26 protein-coding genes and 1 pseudogene are annotated in these 26,881 nt (G+C 36.7%); 15 read left to right on the forward strand and 12 right to left on the reverse strand.

The features are described 5' to 3' along the window. Positions 1-11 precede the first annotated feature (11 nt). From adhP to H4J66_RS20550, 9 genes are all read right to left on the reverse strand, one after another. Positions 12-1,022, reverse strand: coding sequence for an alcohol dehydrogenase AdhP (gene adhP, locus H4J66_RS19745; protein ID WP_182176615.1), 1,011 nt, complete (start codon positions 1,020-1,022; stop codon positions 12-14). A 326-nt stretch (positions 1,023-1,348) separates the two neighbouring features. Next, positions 1,349-2,008: a peptidylprolyl isomerase gene (locus H4J66_RS19750; RefSeq protein ID WP_182176616.1), complete on the reverse strand. Its 660-nt coding sequence runs from the start codon at positions 2,006-2,008 to the stop codon at positions 1,349-1,351. Positions 2,009-2,300: 292 nt separating this feature from the next. Beyond that, a complete protein-coding gene (locus H4J66_RS19755; RefSeq protein WP_182176617.1) occupies positions 2,301-4,055 on the reverse strand; it encodes a M14 family metallopeptidase in 1,755 nt (584 codons plus the stop codon). Positions 4,056-4,057: 2 nt separating this feature from the next. Continuing rightward, positions 4,058-5,704, reverse strand: coding sequence for a M14 family zinc carboxypeptidase (locus H4J66_RS19760; protein ID WP_182176618.1), 1,647 nt, complete (start codon positions 5,702-5,704; stop codon positions 4,058-4,060). Between the two features lie 263 nt (positions 5,705-5,967). Beyond that, positions 5,968-6,756, reverse strand: coding sequence for an amidohydrolase (locus H4J66_RS19765; protein ID WP_182176619.1), 789 nt, complete (start codon positions 6,754-6,756; stop codon positions 5,968-5,970). Further along, a complete protein-coding gene (locus H4J66_RS19770; protein WP_259368477.1) occupies positions 6,744-7,874 on the reverse strand; it encodes a methionine aminotransferase in 1,131 nt (376 codons plus the stop codon). Before H4J66_RS19770 ends, H4J66_RS19765 begins: the two co-directional genes overlap by 13 nt. 325 nt (positions 7,875-8,199) lie before the next feature. Continuing rightward, positions 8,200-9,645 carry a hypothetical protein gene (locus tag H4J66_RS19775; protein WP_182176621.1) on the reverse strand — a complete coding sequence of 482 codons (1,446 nt, stop codon included), beginning with the start codon at positions 9,643-9,645 and terminating at the stop codon, positions 8,200-8,202. Next, complete coding sequence (locus tag H4J66_RS20545; RefSeq protein ID WP_259368463.1) at positions 9,645-10,130, reverse strand: AAA family ATPase; 486 nt, start codon at positions 10,128-10,130, stop codon at positions 9,645-9,647. The genes H4J66_RS19775 and H4J66_RS20545 overlap by 1 nt, the downstream gene beginning before the upstream one ends. Before the next feature lie 119 nt (positions 10,131-10,249). Beyond that, a complete protein-coding gene (locus tag H4J66_RS20550) occupies positions 10,250-10,549 on the reverse strand; it encodes an ATP-binding cassette domain-containing protein (RefSeq protein ID WP_259369197.1) in 300 nt (99 codons plus the stop codon). Positions 10,550-10,819: 270 nt separating this feature from the next. Here H4J66_RS20550 and H4J66_RS19785 point away from each other — a divergent pair, with 270 nt between their 5' ends. The 5 genes from H4J66_RS19785 (at position 10,820) to H4J66_RS19805 (ending at position 13,762) form a co-directional block, all read left to right on the forward strand. Continuing rightward, entirely contained in the window at positions 10,820-11,140 is a 321-nt protein-coding gene (locus tag H4J66_RS19785; RefSeq protein ID WP_182176622.1) for a hypothetical protein, read from the forward strand. Between the two features lie 51 nt (positions 11,141-11,191). Next, a complete protein-coding gene (locus tag H4J66_RS19790; protein ID WP_182176623.1) occupies positions 11,192-11,980 on the forward strand; it encodes a phytanoyl-CoA dioxygenase family protein in 789 nt (262 codons plus the stop codon). A 223-nt stretch (positions 11,981-12,203) separates the two neighbouring features. Continuing rightward, positions 12,204-12,605: a hypothetical protein gene (locus tag H4J66_RS19795; RefSeq protein WP_182176624.1), complete on the forward strand. Its 402-nt coding sequence runs from the start codon at positions 12,204-12,206 to the stop codon at positions 12,603-12,605. A 295-nt stretch (positions 12,606-12,900) separates the two neighbouring features. Continuing rightward, positions 12,901-13,233, forward strand: coding sequence for a PAS domain-containing protein (locus H4J66_RS19800; RefSeq protein WP_259369198.1), 333 nt, complete (start codon positions 12,901-12,903; stop codon positions 13,231-13,233). Between the two features lie 229 nt (positions 13,234-13,462). Continuing rightward, positions 13,463-13,762 (forward strand): YkgJ family cysteine cluster protein, encoded by a 300-nt coding sequence (locus H4J66_RS19805; protein WP_182176625.1) that lies wholly within the window; start codon positions 13,463-13,465, stop codon positions 13,760-13,762. A 123-nt stretch (positions 13,763-13,885) separates the two neighbouring features. On the opposite strand, the gene dnaK is transcribed toward H4J66_RS19805, so the two are convergent. Then, complete coding sequence (dnaK, locus tag H4J66_RS19810; RefSeq protein WP_182176626.1) at positions 13,886-15,778, reverse strand: molecular chaperone DnaK; 1,893 nt, start codon at positions 15,776-15,778, stop codon at positions 13,886-13,888. 336 nt (positions 15,779-16,114) lie between these two features. On the opposite strand from dnaK, the gene H4J66_RS19815 reads away from it, so the two are divergent. Further along, complete coding sequence (locus tag H4J66_RS19815; RefSeq protein WP_070374211.1) at positions 16,115-16,879, forward strand: Crp/Fnr family transcriptional regulator; 765 nt, start codon at positions 16,115-16,117, stop codon at positions 16,877-16,879. A gap of 11 nt (positions 16,880-16,890) precedes the next feature. On the opposite strand, the gene H4J66_RS20555 is transcribed toward H4J66_RS19815, so the two are convergent. Next, a complete protein-coding gene (locus H4J66_RS20555) occupies positions 16,891-17,025 on the reverse strand; it encodes a hypothetical protein (protein WP_259368465.1) in 135 nt (44 codons plus the stop codon). A gap of 78 nt (positions 17,026-17,103) precedes the next feature. Between H4J66_RS20555 and H4J66_RS19820 the strand changes: the two genes are divergently transcribed. Both H4J66_RS19820 and H4J66_RS19825 read left to right on the forward strand, forming a co-directional pair. Beyond that, positions 17,104-17,520, forward strand: coding sequence for an alpha/beta hydrolase fold domain-containing protein (locus tag H4J66_RS19820; protein ID WP_310650688.1), 417 nt, complete (start codon positions 17,104-17,106; stop codon positions 17,518-17,520). A 309-nt stretch (positions 17,521-17,829) separates the two neighbouring features. Continuing rightward, positions 17,830-19,830 carry an alpha-amylase family protein gene (locus H4J66_RS19825; protein WP_182176628.1) on the forward strand — a complete coding sequence of 667 codons (2,001 nt, stop codon included), beginning with the start codon at positions 17,830-17,832 and terminating at the stop codon, positions 19,828-19,830. Between the two features lie 103 nt (positions 19,831-19,933). Here H4J66_RS19825 and H4J66_RS19830 read toward each other — a convergent pair whose 3' ends face one another. Next, positions 19,934-20,299, reverse strand: coding sequence for a carboxymuconolactone decarboxylase family protein (locus H4J66_RS19830; protein ID WP_182176629.1), 366 nt, complete (start codon positions 20,297-20,299; stop codon positions 19,934-19,936). Between the two features lie 326 nt (positions 20,300-20,625). On the opposite strand from H4J66_RS19830, the gene H4J66_RS19835 reads away from it, so the two are divergent. From H4J66_RS19835 to H4J66_RS19865, 7 genes and pseudogenes are all read left to right on the forward strand, one after another. Then, entirely contained in the window at positions 20,626-21,825 is a 1,200-nt protein-coding gene (locus tag H4J66_RS19835) for a serine hydrolase (RefSeq protein WP_182176630.1), read from the forward strand. A 114-nt stretch (positions 21,826-21,939) separates the two neighbouring features. Next, positions 21,940-22,215 (forward strand): hypothetical protein, encoded by a 276-nt coding sequence (locus tag H4J66_RS19840; protein ID WP_070374206.1) that lies wholly within the window; start codon positions 21,940-21,942, stop codon positions 22,213-22,215. Positions 22,216-22,323: 108 nt separating this feature from the next. Beyond that, positions 22,324-22,656, forward strand: coding sequence for a hypothetical protein (locus tag H4J66_RS19845; protein WP_070374205.1), 333 nt, complete (start codon positions 22,324-22,326; stop codon positions 22,654-22,656). Positions 22,657-22,705: 49 nt separating this feature from the next. Beyond that, positions 22,706-23,262 (forward strand): annotated as a pseudogene (locus H4J66_RS19850) (GNAT family N-acetyltransferase). A 111-nt stretch (positions 23,263-23,373) separates the two neighbouring features. After that, positions 23,374-24,237, forward strand: coding sequence for a TIR domain-containing protein (locus tag H4J66_RS19855; protein WP_182176632.1), 864 nt, complete (start codon positions 23,374-23,376; stop codon positions 24,235-24,237). Between the two features lie 476 nt (positions 24,238-24,713). Continuing rightward, a complete protein-coding gene (locus H4J66_RS19860; protein ID WP_182176633.1) occupies positions 24,714-25,421 on the forward strand; it encodes an SDR family oxidoreductase in 708 nt (235 codons plus the stop codon). A gap of 104 nt (positions 25,422-25,525) precedes the next feature. Continuing rightward, positions 25,526-26,608, forward strand: coding sequence for a DUF418 domain-containing protein (locus H4J66_RS19865; protein WP_182176634.1), 1,083 nt, complete (start codon positions 25,526-25,528; stop codon positions 26,606-26,608). Positions 26,609-26,881 lie beyond the last annotated feature (273 nt).

Raw genomic sequence — 26,881 nt, forward strand, 5'->3', positions numbered from 1 at the left:
GATAGAAATGATTAAAACTTCATAACCACTCGACCGGTAATTTCGCCGTTGATCATATCTTCAAAGATATCATTAATATCTTCTAGTGACTTTTCAATGGTGATCGCTTTAACTTTTCCTCTAGCGGCAAAATCTAAGCATTCAACTAAATCTTTACGCGTACCCACAATAGAGCCGACAACGCTAACACCATTTAAAACAGTATCAAATATAGGTAACGGCATATCTTCGGCGGGTAAGCCAACTAGTAAACACTTACCCCCACGACGAATAACTTGGTAACTTTGTTCAAAGCCACTTTTACTAACAGCGGTACAAATACTGGCATGAACGCCGCCTGTTTCAGCTAAAACTCTTGCTACAACATCATCAGACTTGAAATCTAAACAAAAAGAGGCCCCCAAATCTTTAGCCAATTTCAATTTTTCAGTGCCAGTATCAATAGCGATGACATTTAAGCCCATTGCTACAGCATATTGCACAGCTAAATGCCCTAAGCCACCAATACCAAAAATAGCTACCCATTCACCTGGTTTAGCCGTAGATACTTTTAATGCTTTAAAAGTTGTAACACCTGCGCAAAACAAGGGGGCAGCATCTACATAGCTAATCTCGTCTGGTATTTTTACAACATAGTTGCCATCTGCTTTACAGTATTCAGCATAACTCCCATCAACAGAGTACCCTGCATTTTGCTGTAACAAACAGAGGTTTTCATTACCAGATAAGCAGTAATCACAATATCCACAAGCACTATATAACCATGGAATACCTACACGGTCACCAAGATTAAAGTGCTTAACTTGCTCGCCTACTTCAACGATTTCTCCAACACCTTCATGGCCTGGAACAAGTGGCATCTTAGGTTTTACTGGCCAGTCACCATGACACGCATGTAAGTCGGTATGACATACACCACAAGCATGAACCTTTACTAAAACTTCATGACTCGAAATTGTAGGCTTATCAAGTTGTTTAATTTCGAGCTTGTCTTTGAATTGATGAATAACAGCTGCTTTCATTAATGACCTTTCTTTAAGTTAATACATTGTAAAAAATATTATAGTACTCAACTTTAATAAAAATATGATGTAGAACAATAAATGGCCAGAAAGAGACGTTGATGGCTATCTTAATTTGTTAATAAATAATAGCAATTTAGTAAAGGTGAGTTATTTTTCTTGAGACATAATAATGTTTACTTATATCAAGGTGAAGACTGTTTTATTCATGGCTTTTAAGCGTAGATGCATATCTTGAATATTAATTTTTTGATCTGCCGATAACACCAATAAGCGATTATTACTTACGGGTCAATCTGATGTGATCAGCAAGAATTAATATTAAGTTATTCTTTGTCGGCAATACGGATTGACGCTTTAATGATGTTGACCGCTTCTCTAGTTTTACCTCTTTGGCTACCTAATGCTTCAATTTTAGTTAAGCTATCTTCTATATCAGTCACTACTTTACCAAAAACAGTATGATTACCGTCTAAATGAGGTGTCACGTTAAAAGTAATGAAAAATTGACTGCCATCAGTGCTTGGGCCTGAATTTGCCATACTTAACATACCTGGTTCACTGTGGCCTATGTCACTATTAAATTCACCATCATATTTATAACCTGGGTTGCCCGTGCCATTACCCAATGGATCGCCACCTTGTGCCATAAAGCCAGGAATAACACGATGAAAACTTAGCTCATCATAGAAACCCAATTTAGTTAAGTAAATAGTACTAGAAGCATGCATAGGTGCAGAGTCTGTGAATAGCTTGATGGTCAGGTTACCTTGGTTTGTTTGCAGCTCCCAAAAGTAATCTCTTCCTTGGGTAAAGTTCAGTAATGGCGGTCTACTTAACGTTGTTTTCCAAGCAGGGTTTGTTTTATCAACCGCTTGTTTAGTAATAAATCTATCAATAGTATTTAATGCGGGATCTATTCCACAACATGCGGCCAGTACCATGATTAACAAAAGACTGGTGATGATGTTTTTCATATTATTCATAAAAGACTTCTTATTTTATTTTAATTTTTTGAAAATATACTAAGTTATCAAATATTATTAGGTATTAACGACTAAGAAATAATAATTTTTATTAACTGATCAATCATTAAGTCAGCAGCTTAAGATGACTAAGCTTTGATGCCAACAATGCTGTTTCGTATGTAAGGCGTATTATAATATTTTTAGCACTTCACTAGAGGGGAGAAGTGTTAAATAACGGCTAATAAAAAACCGACAGAGGCCGGTTTTACATTACTATGTTATTAGCAGAATATTACCTTTATATTCTTTGTTAAAACTTAAACGTTTTACTGTGCTTGCCGCCTTTTTCTGAGTCTACTGTCACTTTATAAGTCCCTTTGCCATCGACAATCCATTTCACTATGGTTGTTGAGTGACCCGCAAGCGTGGCGACCTTAATCATTGCTGGGTTTAAGTCGTGGTCAGTATGTGTGTTGGCACCTTCGCTAATAACGGTTAACCCACTTAATATTGAAAAGTCATCAGAGAGAATCGATATGCGGTCTTCAAACGACAAATTATTATTAATGTCTTGTGATAATCTTGTCGGAATTGCTCGCTCATTAGCAATATTAACCGTTATTTCATACAAACCATTACTGAGCTTGCGCGTTGATGAACGAGTTACTTCTAACTGTGGCATATGGTAAGCGTGAAATAAGGTAAAGGCCATATTTCGGTGTGCTTCTTCTTCTAATAGGAAAGAAGGTGGCGTTCTACCAAAATTCTTCTTAAAACCGCCAACTTCTATATCGCCATAAATTGGATGCTTTACTTTAGTCCAAGGAACAAAAGCATCACCAAATAAAATATGCTTGTTGAAATTGTGATTTTGATTGCCTAATTTATCGCTTGTTTTATCGTTTGGGCGAAACATATTAGCCGATGTCCAAAGTTCATTCGTAAATGCCATAATACCGTTGTTGCCATAAAACCAATCAAATTCTCCACCGTAGACTTGATAAAGATCTTTCCAAGCGACGAGGTAGCGATAATTGGGTAGTATTTGCTCACCTTGGTTGGCGATAAAATCATAGACGCTAATATCAGAACGGGTATATTTGTTATTGGCTTTACCCGGACCACGTAAAATCATACCACCGGTATTATGGTAACTTTGCGCGGCAGCAATATTACGATGAGCTTTAACAAATTTAGCCACTGCACTGGTTTCTTTTAATGAAAAAGGATAACGGCGTGCACCTCTTTGAATATAAGCTGGCTCCCATTCATGGGCCCAATCACGATTAGGATCATATTCGTAAACCCCTTTACCATCTTCGTTGACAAGACCGTCACCATCATTGTCGTATCCTTCAGCTCCTAACATGCGGTAATCGCCAGTTTGACCTTCTTCAACAGGTACCATTAAACCTGGGTATTTTTCGTCTTCTTTGTGAGTACCACGTACCTTATCTTTAATGCGCATGCGAGTAATGTGGCCATCATTATTGAGATCTTCTGGACCATCTTCATCGATTTCACCGTCAAGATCGTTGTCAGTAGGTACCATGCCCGAACGAGGAGAGTGCGCAGTATTAGCCTGCTTCATAAACCAGTCACGCCCGTCAGGATTAATTGTAGGGACAATATAGAAAGCTTTATCGTTAAGTAGCTCGGTGATCCACTTCACTTTTCCGTAGCTCTCAGTTAAATACCAAGCGGTATAAAGAGAAACCTCTGTACCTTGAATCTCATTAGAATGAATATTGCCATCAATATACATCGCCGGTTTTGTCGTATCATCACCGTTGTTATAATTGGTAATTTTAATAACAAAAATATCACGACCTTCGTAAGACTGACCAATAGATTCTAGTCGAGTAAGTTTAGGGTAAGCTTTATTTATTTTTTTGAGTATCGTTATAGTACTTTCTGAGTCATAAAAACGATTCCAGCGTATATCTACCTTTGGGTCTAAAGGCGCACCTAATGCCTGTAATCCAGTGAGTTTGTCTGCGGCTTGTGCCGTTATAGTTAACAAAGCTGTGGCCGTTAAAATGCAGATGAGCAATAGTTTTTTCATGATTAAGCTCCAAAATTAACGGTTTGTGTCACCGCATCGATGACAGGTGAAGATACTTCAAATGAGGCATCATTGAAGCCTTTGGTATTGATTAGCCACTTGATTTCTTGTTGATCGCCATGAGCGGCAATAGGCGCTAATAATGTTCGCTTGCTACCACCAATAAATTGTTCTTTGGGTAAATTCCACTGAACTCTTACGGGAAGCATCCAACGGGTGAGTTTACCCATGGCGCTTTGTGTTGGAAGTTTGCCGATGTTTTTTATTTTTAAGGTCACTCGGTAAAGATCTTTACCTATTTTTTTTACGCTCTGGCTCACGTTAAGCTCAGGAAAAAGTGTGGTTAGCGAAGTAATATATTCCGAACTTTTAGTTTCAGCAAATACGCCAACATCAGGATTATTTAAATAGGCAAGTCGAAAACCACCCACTTCTACCTTTTCATCTACAAAGTCTGGGTGTGAAATTTTTGTCCACGGTATAATCGCTCCTTGCAGATTTTTTTCCTTGGCGTTAGTTACCAAACGAGCTTCTTTGGTATCTTCGCTTGCAGAAGCGTTTTTGTTTTTTTCAACATCAGCCTCTTTATTTTTTTCTACGTCAGCTGATTGGGCAATGGTTATTTGCTTAAAATTCCAGCCGTTGGTGGCTATTGACCAACGACCCCCGTGAAAATAGGCCCAGTCGTGAAAAGTACCTTGACCACGGTTTTCTGCTTTTACCTGCCAGTCTTTATGATCTTGCTGCCATAGGTGAGTAAATAATTTATAACCGTCAACATCTTCTTTAGGCATTTTATCAAAGGCTTCCAGTGGACGTTTATATTCACTTACCAGTACTTTATTAGCCGACCAGTTTTCATGGAGGTTGTCGTATTTAGAAAAATTAACGGTCATTAAAATATTTTGATGATCGATAACAAAATCTATTAAGGCACGCGTTTCAGGTTCAGATGCTTGATTAATACCAGAGCCAATACCAAAATAGTCATAGTTATAGGTAAAGTTTTTATTTATTGCTGTTCCGCCATAGCCATCTTCATCTAATTTACCATCACCGTCGTCATCTTTTCCTTCATTGAGTAAACGGTATTGACCTGCTTCGTTTTTAAGGCGATCAACTTTTACTAATAAACTAGCATCTTGTTCACTAGCTTTATATAGGCCAGAACTGTCTGAGATCCTTAACTGAGAAATAAAACCATCGTTGTTAAGATCATTAGGACCATCTTCATTAATTTTTAGGTCGTTATCGTCATCTGTTTTTAAGTCATTAAAGCTCGTTGAATAACCATTTTTACCCAGTATAAAACTTGTGGCATCAGGGTTTGGCATAGGTACGACAAATATACTTTTACCATTTCGGGTGACTTTACCTGATTTTAGATCCTCGATTAGGCGCATCGCAAGTTCAGTACCGACTAAATAATCGCCATCAACGTTGCCAGTAACCAAAATTGCTGGTGAGCTTTTATCACCAAATTGAGCCACTATTATCGACTTTCCTGATCGTGAAGTACCAATTTGCTGAGTTTGAACACCCAGTTTTTTTAATTGTTTTAACATTTCTGCGTGGCTGGTGTATTGGTTAATATAGTCTTGACCAAGACAACTGCCAGAGATGAGGAATAACGCGAGTAGTCGCTTCATTTACTTATATGCTCCAGTTATAAAAACGCTTAATTATTAGAATATGTTTTATAGGCGAACTTTAATTAGCCATAAAGAGTATATATTTTTTTCAATGAATTCAAAGAAAAGTGAATTAAATGAGCTGGTTTGCTAGTAATTCAGGTTAGATGCTCAAAATGTATAAAAACCTAAAACAACTTAACCACTTATAATCTTGTTTTAGGTTTGTCTTGTTTATAACAATAAACGGCTTTGGCTTACGAGAATAAATTGGCTGGTTTTTAATACAACTCAAATTTATCTGCATCTAAAAAGGCGGGGAATTGATTTTTAAATTTATCAAGCTTACTGAAGTCGAGTTGGGTTGTGATGATTTGTTGTTGGTGATCTGTGGCAGAAAGTATGTTCTCACCATCAAAATTAATGACAGTTGTGCCACCAGAGTGAGGCATATCGTTACCGTCTGGTCCGATACGATTAACTCCGACCACAAAACTTTGATTTTCCATCGCTCGGGCTTTTAATAAGGTATCCCATATAAGACGACGTGGAGCAGGCCAATTAGCAACGTTGACCATAAGATCATAATCTTGGCGGTTTCTCGACCAAACAGGAAAGCGCAAATCATAACAAACCAAAGGCAGTATTTTTATACCCCTAATGTTGATTATTTTTCTGTGCTGGCCTTGCTCAACAAAGTCTTGCTCTTTGCCTAAACGAAATAAATGGCGCTTGTCATAATGTTCAACCCGACCATCAGCAAAGACCCAATAAAAACGATTCACTTTTTTATCATTTTGGCTCACTAAAACCGTGCCAGCCACTACACAGTTATATTGCTTTGCTATTTTCTTTAACCAATGTAGAGCAGAGCCACCATCTTCTGGCTCTTGCACATCTTTTCTATTAATACAAAAACCAGTTGAAAATGTTTCTGGTAGCAATAATAAATCGACAGCAGCATGGTCAGTAAAGTGATCTTTGAAAAGTTGCTCTAAACGATCAAAATTGCTTTGTTTGTCTAACCAACTAATATCGAACTGCACTGCGGCTATGGTTAAAGTTGACATAATATTCCTGCGGCTTTAAGTAGAGTATCGTCATTTTTTGCGAAACAAAGTCTGATTACTTTATTATTTTGATGATAAGACTCCCTTTTTTCAGCGGGATACAGGGGACTTAACGGAATGGCAGCAACACCGACTTCTTGGGTTAACCACTGACAAAATTCACGATCATTTAGCGCTGAGATTGCAGAGTAATCAAGCAATAAAAAATAAGTACCTTTTGACGGTAGCATCTTAAAGCGAGAGTCTTTTAGTGCATTGATCAGTAAGTCTCTTTTTTGCTGATAGAAATTTGATAACTCGGTGATATGCTCGGGATGCTGTTTTAGCATTTGCGCTATAGCTATTTGTGCCGGGGTAAATGAGCAAAAGGTAACATACTGATGAATTTTTCTAAACTCGACCGTAAGCGCATCAGGTGCGGCGCAATAACCCATTTTCCAGCCGGTGCAATGAAAGGTTTTACCAAAACTAGAGACGACAAAGGCGCGTTTAAACAAATCAGGGTAACGTAAAATACTTTCATGACGTAAGCCGTCAAACGTCATGTGTTCGTATACTTCATCGCTTATTACATATAAATCATATTTCTCAATCAAAGCTTGTAAGCTAGTAAGATCTGCAGCACTGAGTATTGATCCCGTTGGGTTGTGTGGGCTGTTGATAATAATGGCACGTGTATTTTCATTAATGGTTTGCTCAACTAACGACCAGTTTATTGCATAGTTAGGCGCATCTAGTGCGACATGGCGACAAACTCCACCAGCAAGTTCAACGGCTGTCTCATAAGAGTCATAAGCGGGATCAAAAATAATCACTTCATCATTTGGACGAACCAGCACTTGTATTGCAACCCATAGTGCTTCGGTAGCCCCCGAGGTTATTGTAACGTTTTTTAGCCCATTCAGTTTTTGCGCAGTGGTTAAATCTGTTTGATACTGTCGATGCACCATAGCGGCAACTTGCGTTAATAACTCAGGTAAACCGTTTGAGGGTGAATATTGATTTTTACCTTCACTAATGGCTAAGTTTATTTTATCTTTTAAAAATTCTGGTGTATCAAATTCAGGAAAACCTTGCGACAAATTAATTGCCTGATATTGATTTGCCATCATCGACATTTCTGTGAAAATACTGGTGTCTAGATTAGGCAGTTTACTGGTAAAAGAAGATGGCACAAAAGGCTCCCTGGATTATTAAGTCGATATTTTTGAGGAAAATTAGCTTAAATAAGCATGGTTCAATCGGTCTTTATTTAAATAGACTGTGAAGCAATAATTGAATGTTAAGGCTAACGGCTGATGAGTTCAATCGTTATCCTTTTTAAATCGATATCTTAGTGTAAACAACCGTTAATAAATTAACGGCTACTTTTAGCGCGTACTGTTAACAACATTAAGCCAATTGCGAGAGCAGCATAATAATAAGGCATGCCCGTTTGCCAACTTATGGTGCTATTAACGCCAAAAAGTCTAGATATAGTGCTGCTTGAATAGGTCCTATATACCAAATTGCCGGGCATAGCACTTCAAACATTCGCTTTGTGCCGGTCAATACCCCACAAAAATAAGCAAGGGATACGGTAAATGAAATGGCTATAATTAATTGTATGATTAACAGCCACTCGGCTATCGCCGCAAATCTAAGTACACTACCCAAACTGGCCAATGCTAATAATATCCATGCAGCAGAGTAGCTCGCTAAACTTTGCAATAGCGCTGACTTTTTACTGTAGGTGACTAACTCAACCGTATTTGCTTGTTTTTCTTCTTGGCCGAACTGTGAAAGCACTAAAACACACCATAACCATGACAGCGGTAAAAATATGCTAACCAGTAATTGCTGACTGATAAATAGTTGAATAATATTTAACGTTAAAAGACCTAACAGCCAGTAAATCGAATGGCTTTTTAATAATAATTTGAGTTCTAAACGTAATAAGCGAGTAAAAGCAAAGTGCTTGGTTAGCATGGTAAATAGCACATCGAGTCGATTGAACACTTGACGGGTTAAGGTGTTTATTAGCCATGAGGTTTGTTTGGTTTCAGGTACGGGGTTTCGACTAAAACGATCAAAAAAGGTTACTGCAATAATAAAACAGCTTAAGCAAATGATCAGTAACGGCAGAATACTCGATAAATACTGTGCTGTTGGCTCTATTCCTTGCCAAAGAAAAGTGTTTACTGAATTTTCTTCATCAACAACCGTTACGCCAATATGTGTTGAGCCTGCTTGTGGCGGAAAACGTTCTGCAACCTCCGTTTCTATAGCAGAAAGTATTGCGCCAACTCCTGAAACGCTTTCAATGGTTTGAACAATAGAGCCGGTCCACAAGAAAAAATAAACAACATTGCCAAAGCCACCCTTAAGCCATTTTATTGATTCAAACATTATCGCCACTAAAGCAACAACTAATAACACCGGTAGAACAAAGACTAATTGGGGCCAAGCTAACGCCCAAAGGTCTATCTGATAATTTTCCCCATAATAAAGTTGCAGTAAAATACAACTGATCAGCATAACCGATACGATAGTAAACAAAATTAAAACATTGGTGCACCATTTGGCGAATATAAAAGATAACTTACTCATAGGAGTGGCGGCAATAAGTTCGCAGGTCATCGATTTTCGATCTAATTCAAGGCCATTCTTAATCAGATAAAAACAAATAATAGGTAAAAATAAAACATTCAACATCGCCAAACAAACACCTAACCAGGCACTGTTATAAAGACCTCTATAGCCATTGATAATAAGTGTTTGATATTGAGCATCGAGTGAAGGGAAAAAAAGTAAGGTTAATACCGACATCGCCAGTAAAGTAACCACAAAGCTTTGCTGGCGAGTTCGTTGTTTAAAATCAGCGACCCTACATTGCCATAATTGATTCATTAACATGCCCTCGCAAGAACCGTTCGAGCACGCTTATTACTGGTAAAGTAGAGATACGCATCTTCTAATATTGGCGCTCTTGGTATTGCTCGCGCATCAGGGCAGTGTTCAGCGACAATATTTAACTCGACCTTGTTGTCTTTTCGCACACTGTGGCTGACAATAAAATCGTGCTGAATTTGTTTTAATTCATTCAAGTTAGTGGTGAGATGCCAGCATTTATCGGCAACTTTTTCTTGTAGTGCCTTTGGAGTTGCTGATTGAATTAATTGCCCAGTTTGCATAATCGCAATTTGGTCAGCAATAGATTCAACATCTGCGACTATGTGAGTTGATAAAATAATGCAACGGTCATCGGCTAATTCAGTTAATAACTGGCGAAAATTGGCACGTTCTTGTGGATCTAGACCCACAGTTGGTTCATCAATAATCAATAATTTCGGGTCATTAAGTAAAGCCTGTGCAATGCCAATGCGCTGTTTCATCCCCCCGAATAACCTTTCAATGGCATATGAGCAGCATGGGTAAGGTTGAGCTTAGCAAGTAAATCCTCGATTCTTTGAGTTGCTAAAGATTGATTTAACCCTTTTAAGCCGGCCATGTATTACAAAAATTCAATAGCCGACAATTGGTCATAGACGCCAAAATATTCAGGCAGGTAACCGAGTTCGTTACGCAATAACTGTGGTGATTTAACAATGTTTTGTCCTTGCCATAAAATTTTTCCTTGGCTAGGTTTTGTTATCGTAGCAAGAATACGCATTAAGCTAGATTTTTCTGCGCCATTAGCGCTTAGTAAGCCTAAAATCCCTGGTCTAACTTGTAGTGATAATAATTTGATTGCTAGTTGTGTGTGCTTGCCAGTTTGGTATTGATGGCTAAGTGATTGAATATCCAATAACATTGTATTTCCCTTCGACATTAAGATGTTATCTATTTAGCAAAGTTTACGCCAAAAATAAGTTGTTTTAATTCAATGGATTATTGTTTTTGGTTTTTATTTTTTTGAAAAAAAATGTTCAATTAAACCAACTATTAGTGAAATTATTAACGATTAATAAATTTCACTAAGGTACAACGGTGACATTGTGTTTTATAATACTTGCGTTAAATAATAGCGTGGCCTTTTCAGGTCAATCAACATGTTAATTTTAATAACTTTTAGGCATATTTGATGAAATTTATAGCTGTCTTTATTGTTGTACTCTTGTTGTTTAGTGCAAAAAATTTCTACGCTTTCGAAGCGAAAAAAGTTGATATCGGTGATATTATTTCAAAAGAACAATTCTCACGATACAAAGACGTTGGCGATTTCATCGAACATTCTCCGAAAGTCACCATTGAAGTTAGACCTGAGCCAGAAGATATCGCCGAATATGGCACTGATGTTGTTAAATCTTTGACGGGTTCCGATTGTGATAGAGATGGCATTATGGATGATAATGCTAGGTGTAATGCGGTTTATTACAAACTGTGGATGAGATATGAGCGTTAATCAATCGTCAAAATATAATCCTAAACAGTCAAGCCAAGGTAAAAGCCGTTAATGTTAGAAAATCAAAGTCAGTTGCAGGGGCATTATGATGCCCAAGGTTACTTTGTTATTAGAAATTACTTTAATGACACTGAAATTTCAGCCCTAAGACAAGTGGTATTGAAATTTCACGATCTTTGGAAAAAAGATCACGCAAAATTTTATCAAGAAGAAGCGTTCAACTCTTCTTTGATCACCGGCAGTCAGTACTTAGCATTTGACGATCGCGTTAAGCTTTTCAACTTTATTAGTTCAAAAAAAATAATGGCTGTTGTCGAGTCGGTTATAGCGGCAAAGCCAGCCTTTATGAATACTCAATTGTTTTTTAATCCCGTTAATCCAACACAAAAAGATTTTTGGCATCGAGATTGCCAATATGATCACGAGGTTGAAGAACAGAAAAAAGCCATTCAAGAGACACAAGTTGTTCACTTACGTGTGCCATTATTTGATGAGCGCGGTATGGAATTAGTGCCCGGAACACATAAACGCTGGGATAACGAAGAAGAATTTAATGTTCGACAAGAAGAAAAGGGCAGAGTGAGTAGCGAAAACCTTTCTACCGGTAAAGAAATAAAGTTAGCGGCCGGTGATTTATTAGTTTTTTCGGCCGATATGATCCACCGTGGTTTGTATGGACTTGATCGATTAGCGTTAGATATTTTAGTTTTTGATCCCACTGGCGATTTTGCTGACTACGTTGATGATGATTGTTTACCCGAATTTTCGATGCTAGATAAGATTGAAGATCCAAGGTTATTTACCAATACCTTCGACTTAAAGGCAATAAAACTAAAATAGTAAAGTAACACTTATTATTGGTATCTATTTTTAAATTCAGCTACCTAGATAGACTGAGTTTTTTATAAAAAAAAGTTGATGATTTCAATGAGAAAATAACAATTAATCATTACGTTATTACATTAACTTTATTAAATTAATCTTATATATTATGCTTAATGATAAATGATTATAAAACCCAGCTTCTCGATTAATTATCATTAGATAAAATAGGTAGATTTCATTGATTCAAAAATTTGCTTCGCACGGCCAATGCCAATTCACACTCGATAATAATATTATTATTATCGATGCAGTGGGTCCATGGAATGTCGAGTTTTTCAAACAAATGCACGCTAATCTACAACAAGTCGTCCTAGAAAACTTTATCAATGTAAATTACGGGATCATTGTGATACTTAAAGGAGAAACATTAGCAACACAGGAAGGTTTAGATTATCACTTGTATAAAGTGAAGCACGGAACCGCTAAGGCCATTGCTATTAATATGATACACAGCTCATTTGCATTAACCACTCAACTTGAATTTGAGGCTGTGTATAATAAGGCTGGCATTAAAAACAAATTTTTTAATAACACATCGACTGCTAAACATTGGTTAGAAAGTGAATTAGTTTCCTTATAATCGTTTTTAACAATAGTGTAGTATTAAAGCGTATCTGATAATTTTGAAGGCCCAAATATTAGTTTTTTTTGTGTTGACTTGAAAATATACTTTTCTGGATATTTATTTGAGCTGAACTAAACTACTCTTAAACTTATTAGTTACGGCTAAGTTAAAATGAGCACTTGTTGTGTTTCTGCGTTTATCGACCCATTGTTTTTTATGAGTGACTTAAACTGGCAGAAATAGTTTACTGTTGTCTATCGTCTATTTTTTAACTATTTATTTTGACACGAGTAAGGCGTTAGGTGATTTTATGTTTACAGAGAATTCAGAAGACTTTATCTATAATTCATCGATTGGTGTTCATGCGGTATCGCCAGAAGGTATTATTGTTTATGCTAATGAGTGTGAACTTGAAGTGTTAGGTTATACAAAAAATGAATATATAGGTCATCACATCTCAGAGTTTCAGATAGATGAAAGCTGTTTAGCTGACATGATGACACGTTTGAGCCATTTTGATATATTGAAAAATTATCCAGCGAGAGTCGAAGGTAAAGATAAAATTAAATATATCATCTACAACCTAGTGTTTACGAAGAAGATGGTGAATTTAAGCATACGCGTTGTTATGGAACTGAAGTAGAAAAGGTCATTTATGATGTTTTCTTTAAACATTTTGATTTCTAACGTTAGTATTGAGAGGCAATAGCGTCTCCAAATTGTACAAAATATTGTGGCTGTTTTGTAGTGCAGTGCTTTAATCAGCTCTTTTTATGTCTGCTATTTGCCCCATCATCTTCTATTTGCTCGAGAAGTTGGGCCGTTTAGCGTATCCTATTCACCATTAAGTTTATTGTTATTTATTATTTATTATGAACATTGAAGTAAAAAATATTCCCGTTCCCGAAGTCACCTGTGCAAATTGCCAGGCATGTTGCTGTAGTTTAGAAGTTAGAATTATTTCAGATACTGGTGTGCCTCATCGCCATATCTATATTGATGACCATGGACACGAATCCATGTTACGACTTGATGATGGTCTGTGCTCAGCGTTAAACAGAGATACATTATTGTGTTCTATTTACGAAAATAGACCTTGGGTTTGTCGAGAATTTGAGATGGGTTCATATGAATGTATCGACGAAAGAACAGAAAAGCTCTATACCTCTTAGAATAGTTAGCTATTTATTTTATCATAATAAAAAACCCCTAATAATTAATATTAGGGATTTTGTTTTTATACTGTATTATGATAAATAAGTGCTTAACTTACCTTATCAGCCACCATAGGTTGATTAACCATTACTCACTTCTTCAAAGTCAGCGTCAATAATCTCTTCGGTTTTAGCACCATCATTAGCCGCATCACCTTGAGGCTGCTCTGCTTGTGATTTCGAAGCTTGCATTATTTTACTGTGCGCTTCTTGTAATGCTTTTTGTCGCATTTCTATCGCCGCTTTATCATTGCCATTAACGGCCATTTTTAATTGCTCAATTAATGTTTTAAGCTCGGCTTGTTGATCTTCACTCAAGCTAGTCATTGACGTTTGTACCGTATGAATCAATTGATCGGCTTGGTTGCGTTGTTCAACTAACTCACGTTTTTGCTTATCTTCAGTAGCGTGCTTGTGGGCATCGTCGACCATGCGATTAACTTCATCTTCAGTTAAACCACTTGATGCCGTAATTTTAATACTCTGCTCTTTACCTGTTGCTTTATCTTTTGCTGAGACATTTAAAATACCATCTGCATCAATATCAAAAGTGACTTCAACTTGCACCGAGCCACGAGGGCCGGGGTTAATATCTGTTAAGTTAAATTGACCTAACGATTTATTATCTGTTGCCATTTCACGCTGACCTTGCAATACATGCACAGTTACCGCGGCTTGATTATCTTCGGCCGTAGAGAATGTTTCAGAAGCACGTGTTGGTATCGTAGTATTTTTATCAATAAGCTTAGTCATTACACCGCCTAAAGTTTCAATACCTAGTGATAATGGCGTTACATCAAGCAGTAGTACATCACCGACCGTACCTGATAACACACCTGCTTGAATCGCTGCACCAATAGCCACTGCTTCATCTGGGTTAACATCTTTACGTGGCTCTTTACCAAAGAAGGTTTTAACTGCTTCTTGTACTTTTGGCATACGTGATTGACCACCTACCAAAATAATTTCATCAATATCACCTTTACTTAAACCAGCATCTTTGAGTGCTTGGTCACACGGAGCGATAGTCTTTTTCACTAAGTCATCAACCAAAGACTCTAATTTTGCTCGGGTAATTTGAACGTTTAAATGTTTAGGACCACTAGCATCAGCAGTGACATACGGTAAGTTCACGTCAGTTTGTAGTGCTGATGACAACTCTATTTTTGCTTTTTCAGCCGCTTCTTTAATACGCTGTAACGCTAATGGGTCTTGGTGAATATCAATACCGCTTTCTTTTTTAAATTCATCAGCAAGGTAGTTAATCAGGCGTAAATCAAAGTCTTCGCCACCTAAAAAGGTATCACCATTGGTTGCTAATACTTCGAATTGTTTTTCGCCATCTACATTAGAAATTTCAATAATTGAAATATCAAAGGTACCGCCACCTAAATCATAAACCACCACTTTCTGGTCAGCTTTGTTATTTTTATCAACGCCGTAGGCTAATGCCGCAGCTGTTGGTTCATTAATAATACGCTTGACATTAAGTCCAGCAATTTTACCGGCATCTTTGGTTGCTTGGCGTTGTGAATCATTAAAATAAGCGGGGACAGTAATAACCGCTTCGGTAACCGTTTCACCTAAATAGGCTTCAGCATCTTTTTTCAATTTACGTAAAATTTGCGCTGATACTTCTTGTGGTGATAATTTTTTACCATTAACTTCAACCCAAGCATCACCATTGTCTGCTTTGACAATTTTATAAGGGGCTAACTTAATGTCTTTTTGTACTTCTTTATCATCAAATTTACGACCAATTAAGCGTTTAATCGCAAATAATGTATTTTTAGAGTTGGTAACGGCTTGTCTTTTTGCCGGTTGGCCCGCTAATGTTTCCTCGTTTGCATAAGCAACAATTGACGGAGTGGTGCGGCTACCCTCTGCATTTTCAATAATTTTAGCAACGCCACCTTCCATAACGGCTACACATGAATTTGTTGTACCTAAATCTATACCAATAATCTTAGACATAATAATTACCTATTATTTATTAAAAAAAGTCTAATGCTTTATGGTCATTATCCAGCAAGCAGTTTGACCGTATAAACAAACTAACGTTGATGTTTTAAGGTTAGATGTTTGGTTAGTGGCGCTATAATAGCTAAGGTCATAAAATGCTTCTGTCACAAATATGACAGTATCGATCATTTTATAATTCTTATATTATCTAGGCTTTATAAGTTAAAAGTCAGCAGATTAACGTGAGGAATAGTCTGTAAATTTAAAAAGCAACATTGTCTTTTGCTCTATAGATACAAAGGGTAGAATAAAACTATTCGTGCCAGCTATCGCTTAAATACTACTCTTATGAATAAAGACGCTACTCATCTACCTCAAAAAGCTAGCCCAGTTTTAGTAAAGCAAGCTAATATTTTTGCAGATTTACCGGCGAAGTTAATTGAAGATTTTCAACAAGAATTTCAGCTTGATGAATGGTACAAAGGTGATTACTTTAATCCGGCCTTACTTACTCAGCGATTTTTTGTGGTGATTAGCGGTAGTTTAGAAATCAAACAAAGTAATCCAGAAACGGGCAGAGAAGCTACGTTAGATATGCTTTATGCGGGCGACTGTTTTGACTTAATGGTGCTGTTAGACGATCAACCACATGAGGTTATTGTTTCACCTTTAACAACGGTAAAGTTATTGTCAGTGAAACTTTCCACCATGCGGCATTGGTTGTGGACGTATCCAGAGTTTAACCAGCAATTTATGCCTTACTTAGCGAAAAAAATGCGTGAAAAAGAACAACAAGCCAGTAGCCTAGTTTTACACGATGTTACTACACGTTTAAGCCGTATTATTTTAGAACATATTAATAAAATTAAGTTTTATAACGGCACAATAGAAGCAGAGCATCAACATCATTTGGTTAACGGTTTAAACGATGAAACCTTAGCGCGGATGACTGGCTCAGTTAGGCAAGTGATAAATAAGCAGTTACAACACTGGAAAAAAGAAGGTACGCTTGATAAAAAACGTAATCAATTGATTATTAAAGATTTAGAGGCTTTAGTGAAAGAAGCTAAATATACAGAAACTTTACCTAACGCCCCTTTTTTTAAACCCTAAAGGCAAAAATATCAATAATTAATAGGGTAGCCGGTATTTTTATTGATGATATCAAGCTCTCTAGAACGTCTAATACCTTCCATAATATCGGCTAATATCTTTTCATACTTTGAATGGCTAGAAGAAAATGCGACATAGACTTTCATTGGCTTAGAGGCATTGCAGTATGTTTAAATTGGCGCCTTTAATAGGTGAGGGGCCAACACTCAGTTTTGTGCAAGGCCGTGCAGTGCAAGCAAGATAAACGCTTAAGAATCGATAAGCAGATTTTAATTTACCCAAGTGTTGATTACACAGGCCAGCAGCCTTCTTTTACTGAGAATGGTTCAGATTTTTTACTTGAGCAAGATAAAATAACTTGGTACTTTAATCAGTACTTTAAAGCGAGTGATAACCGTAAAACAGCATCACCTTTGTATGGTGAAATAAGTAAGACTTTACCTGAAACCTTAATTATTACCGCCGGATGCGACCCGTTAAGAGGTGAAGGTTTAGCTTATGCTAAAGCGCTAAAAGCGGTTGGGGTAGCGGTGCATCATCAGTTGGATGGGTTAACGCATGCCTATATGTTACTTGATGCATTGGTTGAAGAAGAGTGTCAGCAAACTTTTCAGCTGGTCGCTAATTTTATTAATAAATAGCTAAGCTTGCCACAGACTTCTGTGGCAAAAGCATTCATTATCGCAAGGTCTTGTTACCAGAGAGCAAGATCTCTTTATCATAATGTCAGTGATCCCATTACCGACGTTGTCAACACGTTTCATCTTCATCTTCATCTAGGTCATCATAATTTCAATATAGTTTCTTGTTTGGTAAAACACCGACAATAAATGGTTGAATACGTATTCATCTTCTTTGATATAGCGCTTTGTTTAAATTTAACGCAACCTGTCTTGGCTATTTAATAAGCAAATACAAACATTAATTTTACATTAGGAATAACAATAAAAATGAAAACTAAAGTAATAAAATCGTTATTAACAACAGGTATGGCATTAGGTATTGTTTGTCAGGTTCAAGCTGCTGCTCAACCGACTACTTTTGTTCATCTCTTTGAATGGAGCTGGCAAGATGTTGCCAAAGAATGTGAAGACTACTTAGGCCCTAAAGGTTATGCCGCAGTTCAAGTGTCACCACCTAATGAGCATATTCAAGGGGGACAATGGTGGACTCGATATCAACCGGTAAGCTATAAAATTGAGAGTCGAGGCGGTAACCGTGCCCAGTTTGTCGATATGGTGAATCGTTGCAAGGCTGTTGGCGTAGAAATATATGTTGATGCAGTTTTAAATCATATGGCATCTGGTAGTGGTACGGGTACTGCAGGGAGTAATTATGGTAACAAAAGCTTCCCAAATTATGGGCCACAAGACTTTCATGATACTTGTGCCATTACCGATTATAACAATCGTTGGCAAGTCCAAAACTGTGAACTAGTCGGCTTAACCGATCTTAATACCGGTGCTGCTTATGTACAAGAAACGCTCGTGGGTTATTTAAACGACCTGCAAGGCATTGGCGTTACAGGCTTTCGGTTTGACGCCTCTAAGCACATGTCATTAGGTGATATTCAAGGGGTATTATCGAGAGTTAATGGTTCGCCTTTGGTCTTTCAGGAAGTGATTGATCAAGGCGGGGAACCCATCACCTCCAGTGAATACCAAAGCACAGGTTTAGTAACCGAATTTAAATATACCACACAGCTAGGTAACACCTTCAAAAATGGCAGCCTAGCATCACTGAGTAGTTTTGGTGAAGCTTGGGGCTTTTTACCGAGTAGTTCCGCGGTAGTTTTTGTCGATAACCATGATAATCAACGTGGTCATGGTGGCGGTGGTAATGTGATTACTTTTGAAGATGGCCGTTTATACGACTTAGCGAATCTATTTATGTTGGCTTATCCGTATGGTTACCCAAAAGTTATGTCGAGCTATGACTTTCAGGGTGATACTGATGCGGGTGCTCCAAGTGTTCCGGTCCATAACAATGGTGATCTAGAATGCTTTGGCAGTAGTTGGAAGTGTGAGCATCGATGGTCATATATTGCTGGTGGTGTCGACTTTAGAAATAATACCGCAGATAACTGGAACACCACAAACTGGTGGGATAATGGCAATAACCAAATTGCTTTTGGTCGAGGTAGTTCGGGTTTTGTCGCAATTAATAAAGAAGATGTTAATTTAACGTCTACGCTAAATACACAAATGAGCGCAGGTAGTTATTGTAACGTTTTAAAAGGTCAATTATCTGCTGATGCTAAATCGTGTAGCGGTGAAACGATTACAGTAAACAACGGTGGAAGTATTAATGCCAATGTAGGTGTTTGGGATGCATTTGCCATTCATCAAGGCGCAAAAATTAATGGTGAAGTAACAGGCCCAGCAACATTGAAACGTACGGTGATATTTATTCAAGCACAAACGCAAAGTGGTCAAGATATGTTTATTCGCGGCGGCATTGATCATAACTACGCCAATAATAATCTTGGTAGAAATTGTCAAACCACTAATTTTGAGTGTGCAATGACTATTCGCCATAACAATTTAAAAAGCGCAACGACAACGCCATGGAAAACCAATGAAAGCTACTTAGATTGGTATGGCAGTGAAGCCGCTCAAAGTAGCACCGCTGAAGGAACTCCGCTTGATTGGACCACCAATGCTTGGCCTGCAGGTTGGGGAGCAAAGCGTACCGTTGCTAATGATGGTTATGGTGAAGAGCCGTTAAATATTTGGGGTCAACATTACTGGATGTTAGATGTTGATATGGATTGTAGTAAAGCGGTTAATAACAAGTTTGAAGTAAAAGCCTATGTTAAAAATGGTCAAGGTTGGGAAGGTGACATCAACCAAGCTAACACACCCTATGCATCGAGTAATCATTTTGCTGAATGTGGAAAAATCAACAAGTTTAACTTCAATAGTAATGCCGTAGAAATTCGAAGTTTTTAGAGTTTTGTCGCGTTTTTATGATGATTTTTAACTAAATAAGTGAGCAGGCTAGGCAAATTTTTTGTCTAGCCTTTACAACTTTAAAGCGATATTTATAGACGATTTATAAAACTTCTTTAGCGGCTCTAAAAGACTCTTGTGCAGCTGGCGCGCCACAATACACAGCGCTGTGCAGTAATACTTCTCTTATTTCCTCTTTAGTCGCGCCATTATTTAATGCACCACGAATATGCCCTTTAAGTTCTTGAGGAGCTCTTAGTGCTGCCAGCATAGCGATAGTGACTAAACTACGGGTTTTAAGATCTAATTCAGTTCGCTGCCAGGTTGCTCCCCAGCCATGATCGTTGATGTAGTCTTGCATAGGTTGACTAAAATCATCGGCATTATTAAGTGCGCGGTCAACAAATTCATCGCCCATTACTTGACGGCGAATTTTTTCACCTACTGTTTTTTCGTTGTTAGCTAACATATATTATCCTGTTTTTTATTGGGCGGCCCAAGCACCGTCCATGGGAAGTGCCGAACCGGTTATACTACGCGCACTATTACTGCATAATAATAAAATAAATCCACCAATTTTACGAGGGTTAACCGTTGGTTAGGTTCCGCTTCGCCTCACTTTTAACCAATAATTAAAGTCTCTTAACGTGGTGTTAGCAGTACAAAGGATGTGAAGTTAAGTCATTCAAGCACAACAAAAAAAATTGGCTATTTGCTCCATCGTCGCCTATTTTGTCCACTTATGGCTGCGTTAGCTTACAATACAAAACTTGGCATTGATAAAATGGATTTTAAATGAAAATACCTTTGTTAATCTTTACTATTTTAAACACTATATCATTCACCGTAGATGCTAACGTTAGTGATGGTTTTAGTGAGTTAAACTCTGAAAATCCTGGTTGTGCTGTTGGTGTGGTGAAGACAGGTGAATTAGTTTATGAGCGCTATTTTGGGCAGGCAAACTTACGCTATCAAGTTCCAATAGATAAGAAAACCGTTTTTAATTTGGGGTCTATTACTAAACATTTTACTGCTGTTTTAGCGTTACAATTAGAGGTGAAAGGCCAACTATCTTTAAATGATTCATTGAAGAAATATTATCCCCAAGGCCCCCGTTGGTTTGAAAATATCAAGTTACGTCATTTAATTAATCACCAAAGTGGTCTGCCAGACTATTTAAATGATGAAAAAACTAGGGAGGAACTTGTAAAAAGGGTATCTACCATACCCCATGTACTTGAAGATCTAGTTGTAGGGAAGCCGATTGCACGTGATGTTACTCTAATGCACGTTCTTGATACTATGATGGCGTTATCTGCACCATCATTCAAACCGGGAGAAAATTCAAGTTACAGTAATACGGGTTATTTGTTTTTGGCTGATATACTTGAAAAAGCTAGTGGAATACCTTTTAGTGACTTAGCTAAAAAACAACTATTTAAACCACTTGGAATGTCTTCGACTGAACTTGTGAGTTCACAGACTATTGAAATTCCTTGGAGTGCTACGGGGTATAGTGTTGTAAATTGGCCTACATACAAATATCGACGTAATTCATCAAATCTAATTACCCAGGGCGATGGCGGAATTTTATCTACGCTTCCTGATTTTGCCAAATGGATAAGTCATTTAATGTCCCCTATTGATGACAAATTATTTTGGAGTACATTCTTGCATCCGATGAAGCCTGTTTCCAACATTGGAGGACTCTCCAGTTTCCAGAATACTGACGACAGTAAAGGTCATTTTATCAGTCAAATATTATCTTCTTTAAAGACCGTTTCTAAAATTGGAGGAGTACCATATAATAATGGGCTGTTCATTAGGAAGGTTAAAGGTGAGACAGTATATTCTCATAGAGGTTTATCAATTGACTCAATGGGGAGTTACTTTTGGCTTTCACCTAGTCATAATGTTGGGTATATTCAACTTTGTAACTTCAGCTTCGATAAACGGTCCTCTGTAAACGAAATATTGCATACCTATGCTGATTAACAAGCTAACAAAAAATTAAACAAGGACAAAAAGCCGTTGGCTTTTACCCCTTGGTCGCTATTTTAACTAACCATTACTCCCCCTTAAATGGGCGTTATATTACAAGGTATTTCCATGCTCTTTTTGATTATTAAACTATTGATGTTAGCTCTTTCATATAAATTATACTTGATGAAAAAGGAACCTTATTTTTCAGCATTATTGTTTAGTATTCCCTTAGCTATTGTTGGTTTAATTATGGGACATACATTCATGGGGGTTTTTGTTGGCAGTGCCATTTTATTTGCCTTAGCTTTCGTTTGCTTCGTACTTATGTCTAAGTTACCAACAGGGATGCCCGAGTACAGTGTATTAGCTGTAACGGCAATTATTGTTGCATTTGTAATATAGCAAGGTATTCAAGCTGGGCTTTTAACCCTTGGCTAGCTTACGTTTAGCTTCACATTTTAGCTAACTAAACTTTACCCTTAATTGGGCATTTTTTTTACGGAGATTTATGTGAAAAGTTTACTTAAAAGTATTCAATATGGAATGTTAGATTTTATTGAGGGAGAAAATCAACCTGATTACACATCTGATAATGTTACTGATTGCATTACATTACTCTTAGAGTTTATGTCGTCAATGGGATCAGAAATTCAAACTGTTGATAGTACTAAAAATCATATTAAATATTTAATCTTATCTTTGAACGAATTAAACGATGACTGTGGTCAATGTTTAATAGAAACTGACCAACGTGAAGATATTTGTGATTTCATTCAAAAAGTAACAACTAAAGCCAATGTAGAATTTGAAGGTGATGTTACAGAAGAATGGCGAGAGTGGTAAAAATAGTAAGCGACTCAAGTAGAATACTATAGTTCATGGAGGATTTAGGTTGTTATTTCCAGTATTAGAAACTAATCGTTTAAGGTTAGATAAATTAACGACAGAAGATTCAAAGAGCTTATTTGATTTATTCTCAGACAATTCAGTTGTCAAATATTATGATCTGGACGCATTTACTGAACATTCACAAGCGAGTAATTTAATAGAATTCTTTAACGCCCGCTTTACAGAAAACTCTGGTATTCGTTGGGCTATACGCTTAAAAGAAACACATCAATTAATAGGGACTTGTGGGTTTAATACTTGGAGTCCTAAAATGAAAAATGCTGTGATAGGTTACGATTTGCTGCCTAAGTTCTGGGGCAGTGGTTACACAACAGAAGCTGTGCATAGAATTGTTAAATCAGCATTTTGTGGTGAGTTACCATGCGGAGCATTGAATCGCATTCAAGGTGTACGGTTCTGGGGAATCTAGCCTCAGAGTCTCTTTTACTCAACGTAGGCTTTAAAGAAGAGGGGATTCGCCGTCAAAGTGGATATTGGAAGAATCAGTTTCACGACCTTAAATGTTTTGGCTTAATAAAATCAGAGTATGGTGAAACATAAGCTATTAAATAGAATAAATAACCGTTGGCTATTTGCTTCTTCGGCGCTTATTTTAGTCAACAATTATGCGCCAGTTAATTGGGTGTTATATGCAGTGCAAGGATCTGAGTAGTGAAGCTGTTAAAAAATAAAATCAATAAACTAGCAGAAATGAGTGAAGCGTTTAATTGGAAAAACTGTAGTAAAAAGCATGAATCACTTGATCTGATTTTAGGGGAGCCTTTACCTACGTGGGATACATGGGTAAATGATATAGAAAATATTTTGAAACAAACAGTTAAGGCAAATTCAGAACCTTTTATTTATTTTAAAGCTGCAAATAATTCAAAGGTAACAGGTAATAATGAAGACAAATTTGAGTTTGCAAAAGACAATTATATTAAAACATTAAATGCATTAATTTCGTTAATAGATGAAGGCGATATATTTAATGAATTATTAGTTTCAGGGCCACCAAAAAAAACCAATAAACCCAAAGGTTCGACCGAAAAAACAAATGCAACTAACTCTCTAGTACCAAGTAATAATAAAGTACTTATTGTTTATGGGGATGACAATGCTTTAAAAATTGAATTAGCGCTATTTCTTACACAAATTGAAATTCAGCCAATTTTTTTGCACAGAGAAGTGGATGCTGAGCAAAGTCTCATTGAAAAACTCGAGGCCAACAGTGATGTATCTTATGCATTCATATTATTTACCCCTGATGAAGTTTCGTATACGATTGATCAATCTAGTGTTATAGATGCTGAGAGAAAAAAAGTTATTAGAGCCAAACCTAATGTCATTTTTGAGTTTGGTTATTTGGTCGCTAAGCTTGGGAGAAAAAATGTCTGTGTTCTTCATAAAGGCGATGTGGATATACCTGCTGATTTAAGCGGTTTTATATATAAAAAAGTTGATGATAATATCGATGATATTGGGCTGTTTTTAATTAATGAAATTAAAGCAGCTGGTTTTAAGCCTGAATTATAATAGTGTCTATGCAGTTACTTAAACGGCCACAAAACATTTGCTTCTCTTGTTCCTGTTATTATAAATAGTTATTTTTCCAAGCTTAATAAAGTGTTTTATGACAAAAAACCATGATTATAGATTACCCTAGAGAGCCAACGACCCAGTGCAATAAATGTGGTTTGAGATATAAAATATCTTATTCTGTTTGCCCCCATTGTGTTGGTAAAAACAAGGGACAAATTATTCGTGATATTCACATGACACACTCAAAACAAGCGAAAAAAATCTCCAGTACAGGTAGGCAGTTTTTTTATTTGGCAATTATTCTAGTTTGCTTCTTAATTGTGTTATTTTAGTTTGCTGTTAATCAAACTATAAGCCATTAAAGAGAGACCAAAAACAGTTTTCTGTTGCGCTCTCATATTTGGTAAATATCTACCATTTTAGTAAACCATTTTTGCCTCTAAACGGGGTGTCATATTTAAAGGTTCAACATGAGTGATTTAATTGTATTAATAACGGGTGCTAATAGAGGCATTGGTTTCGAATTAACAAAACAATATCTTATAAATGGGTGGACAGTAATTGCTACCTTTAGAAATGAAAAGGCATCGGCTGACTTAATAACATTGAAGGATAAGTTCTCTGAAAAATTACTCATTGAATTAATGGATATCACCTGTCCAGAAAATATTGAGAGGTTAGCAAATAAACTCAGTGAAGAAAGTATCAAAATAGATTTAATCATAAATAATGCTGGTTATTTAGATCAAGAAAATAAAAGTATTCATGACATTAATTATGCAAATGCTGAAATGAGTTTTAAAGTGAATTCGCTTGGCCCATTGTATTTAACTCATTGTTTTTTATCTTTGATGAAGAAAAATCGTCTATGTAAAATAGCTATAATTTCTTCTGTTATGGGATCCCTAACACGAGAAAGAAGTGTAGATTGGTATGGTTACCGAATGTCTAAGGCAGCAGCCAACATGCTAGCCGTGAATTTATCCAATGAACTTGTTAATGACAATGTCGCTGTGGTGGCTGTTCATCCTGGTTGGGTTCAAACAGATATGGGCGGTTCTTCTGCAAGAGAAAATGTTAAAGATTCGGCTCTTGGAATTATGAAAGTGATTCTACATTTATCTATTGATACCACTGGGAAATTTTATGATTTTAAGGGGGAGGAATTACCGTTTTAATAAGTTGTTAAATAGGAAAAATAAAAGGTTGTTTTTTCTCCTTGAATGCTATTTAGCTAATGATTTTGCCTATTAATAAGGCGCTACGACTCTAAAGGATATTTATGAAGCAAAGAATCATGGGGTTTGACCTTGCTAGAGCTTTAGCAATATTTGGAATGGTTATCGTTAATTTTAAAATTGCGATGAACTCTGAAACAGGTAACGATTTTTTATTGTGGTTTTCTGCGCTGTTTGAAGGAAGAGCATCTGCTCTTTTTGTTATCCTTGCAGGAATTGGTGTTACATTTTTAACCAATAAAGCTCGAAAGTCAGAAGATAGAGCGATCATATACAAGTGTCGATTATCGCTAATCAAAAGAGCTTTATTACTTATAATTATTGGGCTGATGTACACACCAATATGGGAAGCGGATATACTACACTTTTATGGCTTTTATTTTATGATTGCTGCGATTGTATTCATGGTGAGTAATCGCTTTTTGTTGATTGTATCTGCTTCGATTACCTTATCCTTTCCTATATTGATGTTGTTCTTTAATTATGACCAAAATTGGAATTGGTCTAGTTTAACATACATGAATTTATGGTCTTTCGATGGAATGATAAGGCATGTACTTTTTAATGGTTTTCATCCAGTATTCCCTTGGGCTAGCTTTCTTATATTTGGGATGTGGCTAGGGCGAGTCGATTTATCGCAAACCACGATCAGAAATCGATTACTTATATGGTCTCTTGTCACCTTAGTAACGACTGAGCTTATATTTTACTTCGCTCGCTTTTATATTGGAGATGGTGCCGAGTTTGGACTTACGCCAGAAGACATTACCGCGCTTTTTTCGATCTCTATTATACCGCCTTTTCCTCAATATATTATTTCTGCTGGCAGTTCTGCGTGTATAGTTTTGGTTGGCTGTTTATATTTTTCGGATAAGTTTAGAGAAAGTAATATAAATGTATGGTTATGCCAAACGGGTCAGTTGTCTTTAACTCTCTACGTTGCACATGTAATCTTAGGTATGGGAGCTCTTGATGGTCTTAATAGGCTAAATAATCAGACTATAGATTCATCTTTAATTAGTTCATTGATCTTTTGTGTTTGTGGCGTTGCTTTTAGTGTTTTTTGGCTTAAATATTTTAAAGCTGGACCGCTAGAATTTCTGTTTCGAAAGCTAACAAACGTTTAAAATGAAAAGTACAACAGACTATTCTTTCGTTCACATTTTAATTAACAATGATTTTATCTAAAGTTAGGCGGATGGGATTACGAAATTTACGTTGTATTTACCACTAATTATCACGAGTACCTTTTTATTTATATTTACTGTAGCGTTTCAAAGTTCACCGTTTTATCATTACTCAACGTTTAAAAAGTTCAATTCCACCTCAACAATATAGAGTTGAATTACATGAAATGGTAATTAACAAAACATTATTAGAAAATGAACCTCTAGATCGAA

The sequence above is a fragment of the Colwellia sp. MB3u-55 genome, from assembly GCF_014076785.1.
Lineage (GTDB): Bacteria > Pseudomonadota > Gammaproteobacteria > Enterobacterales > Alteromonadaceae > Colwellia_A.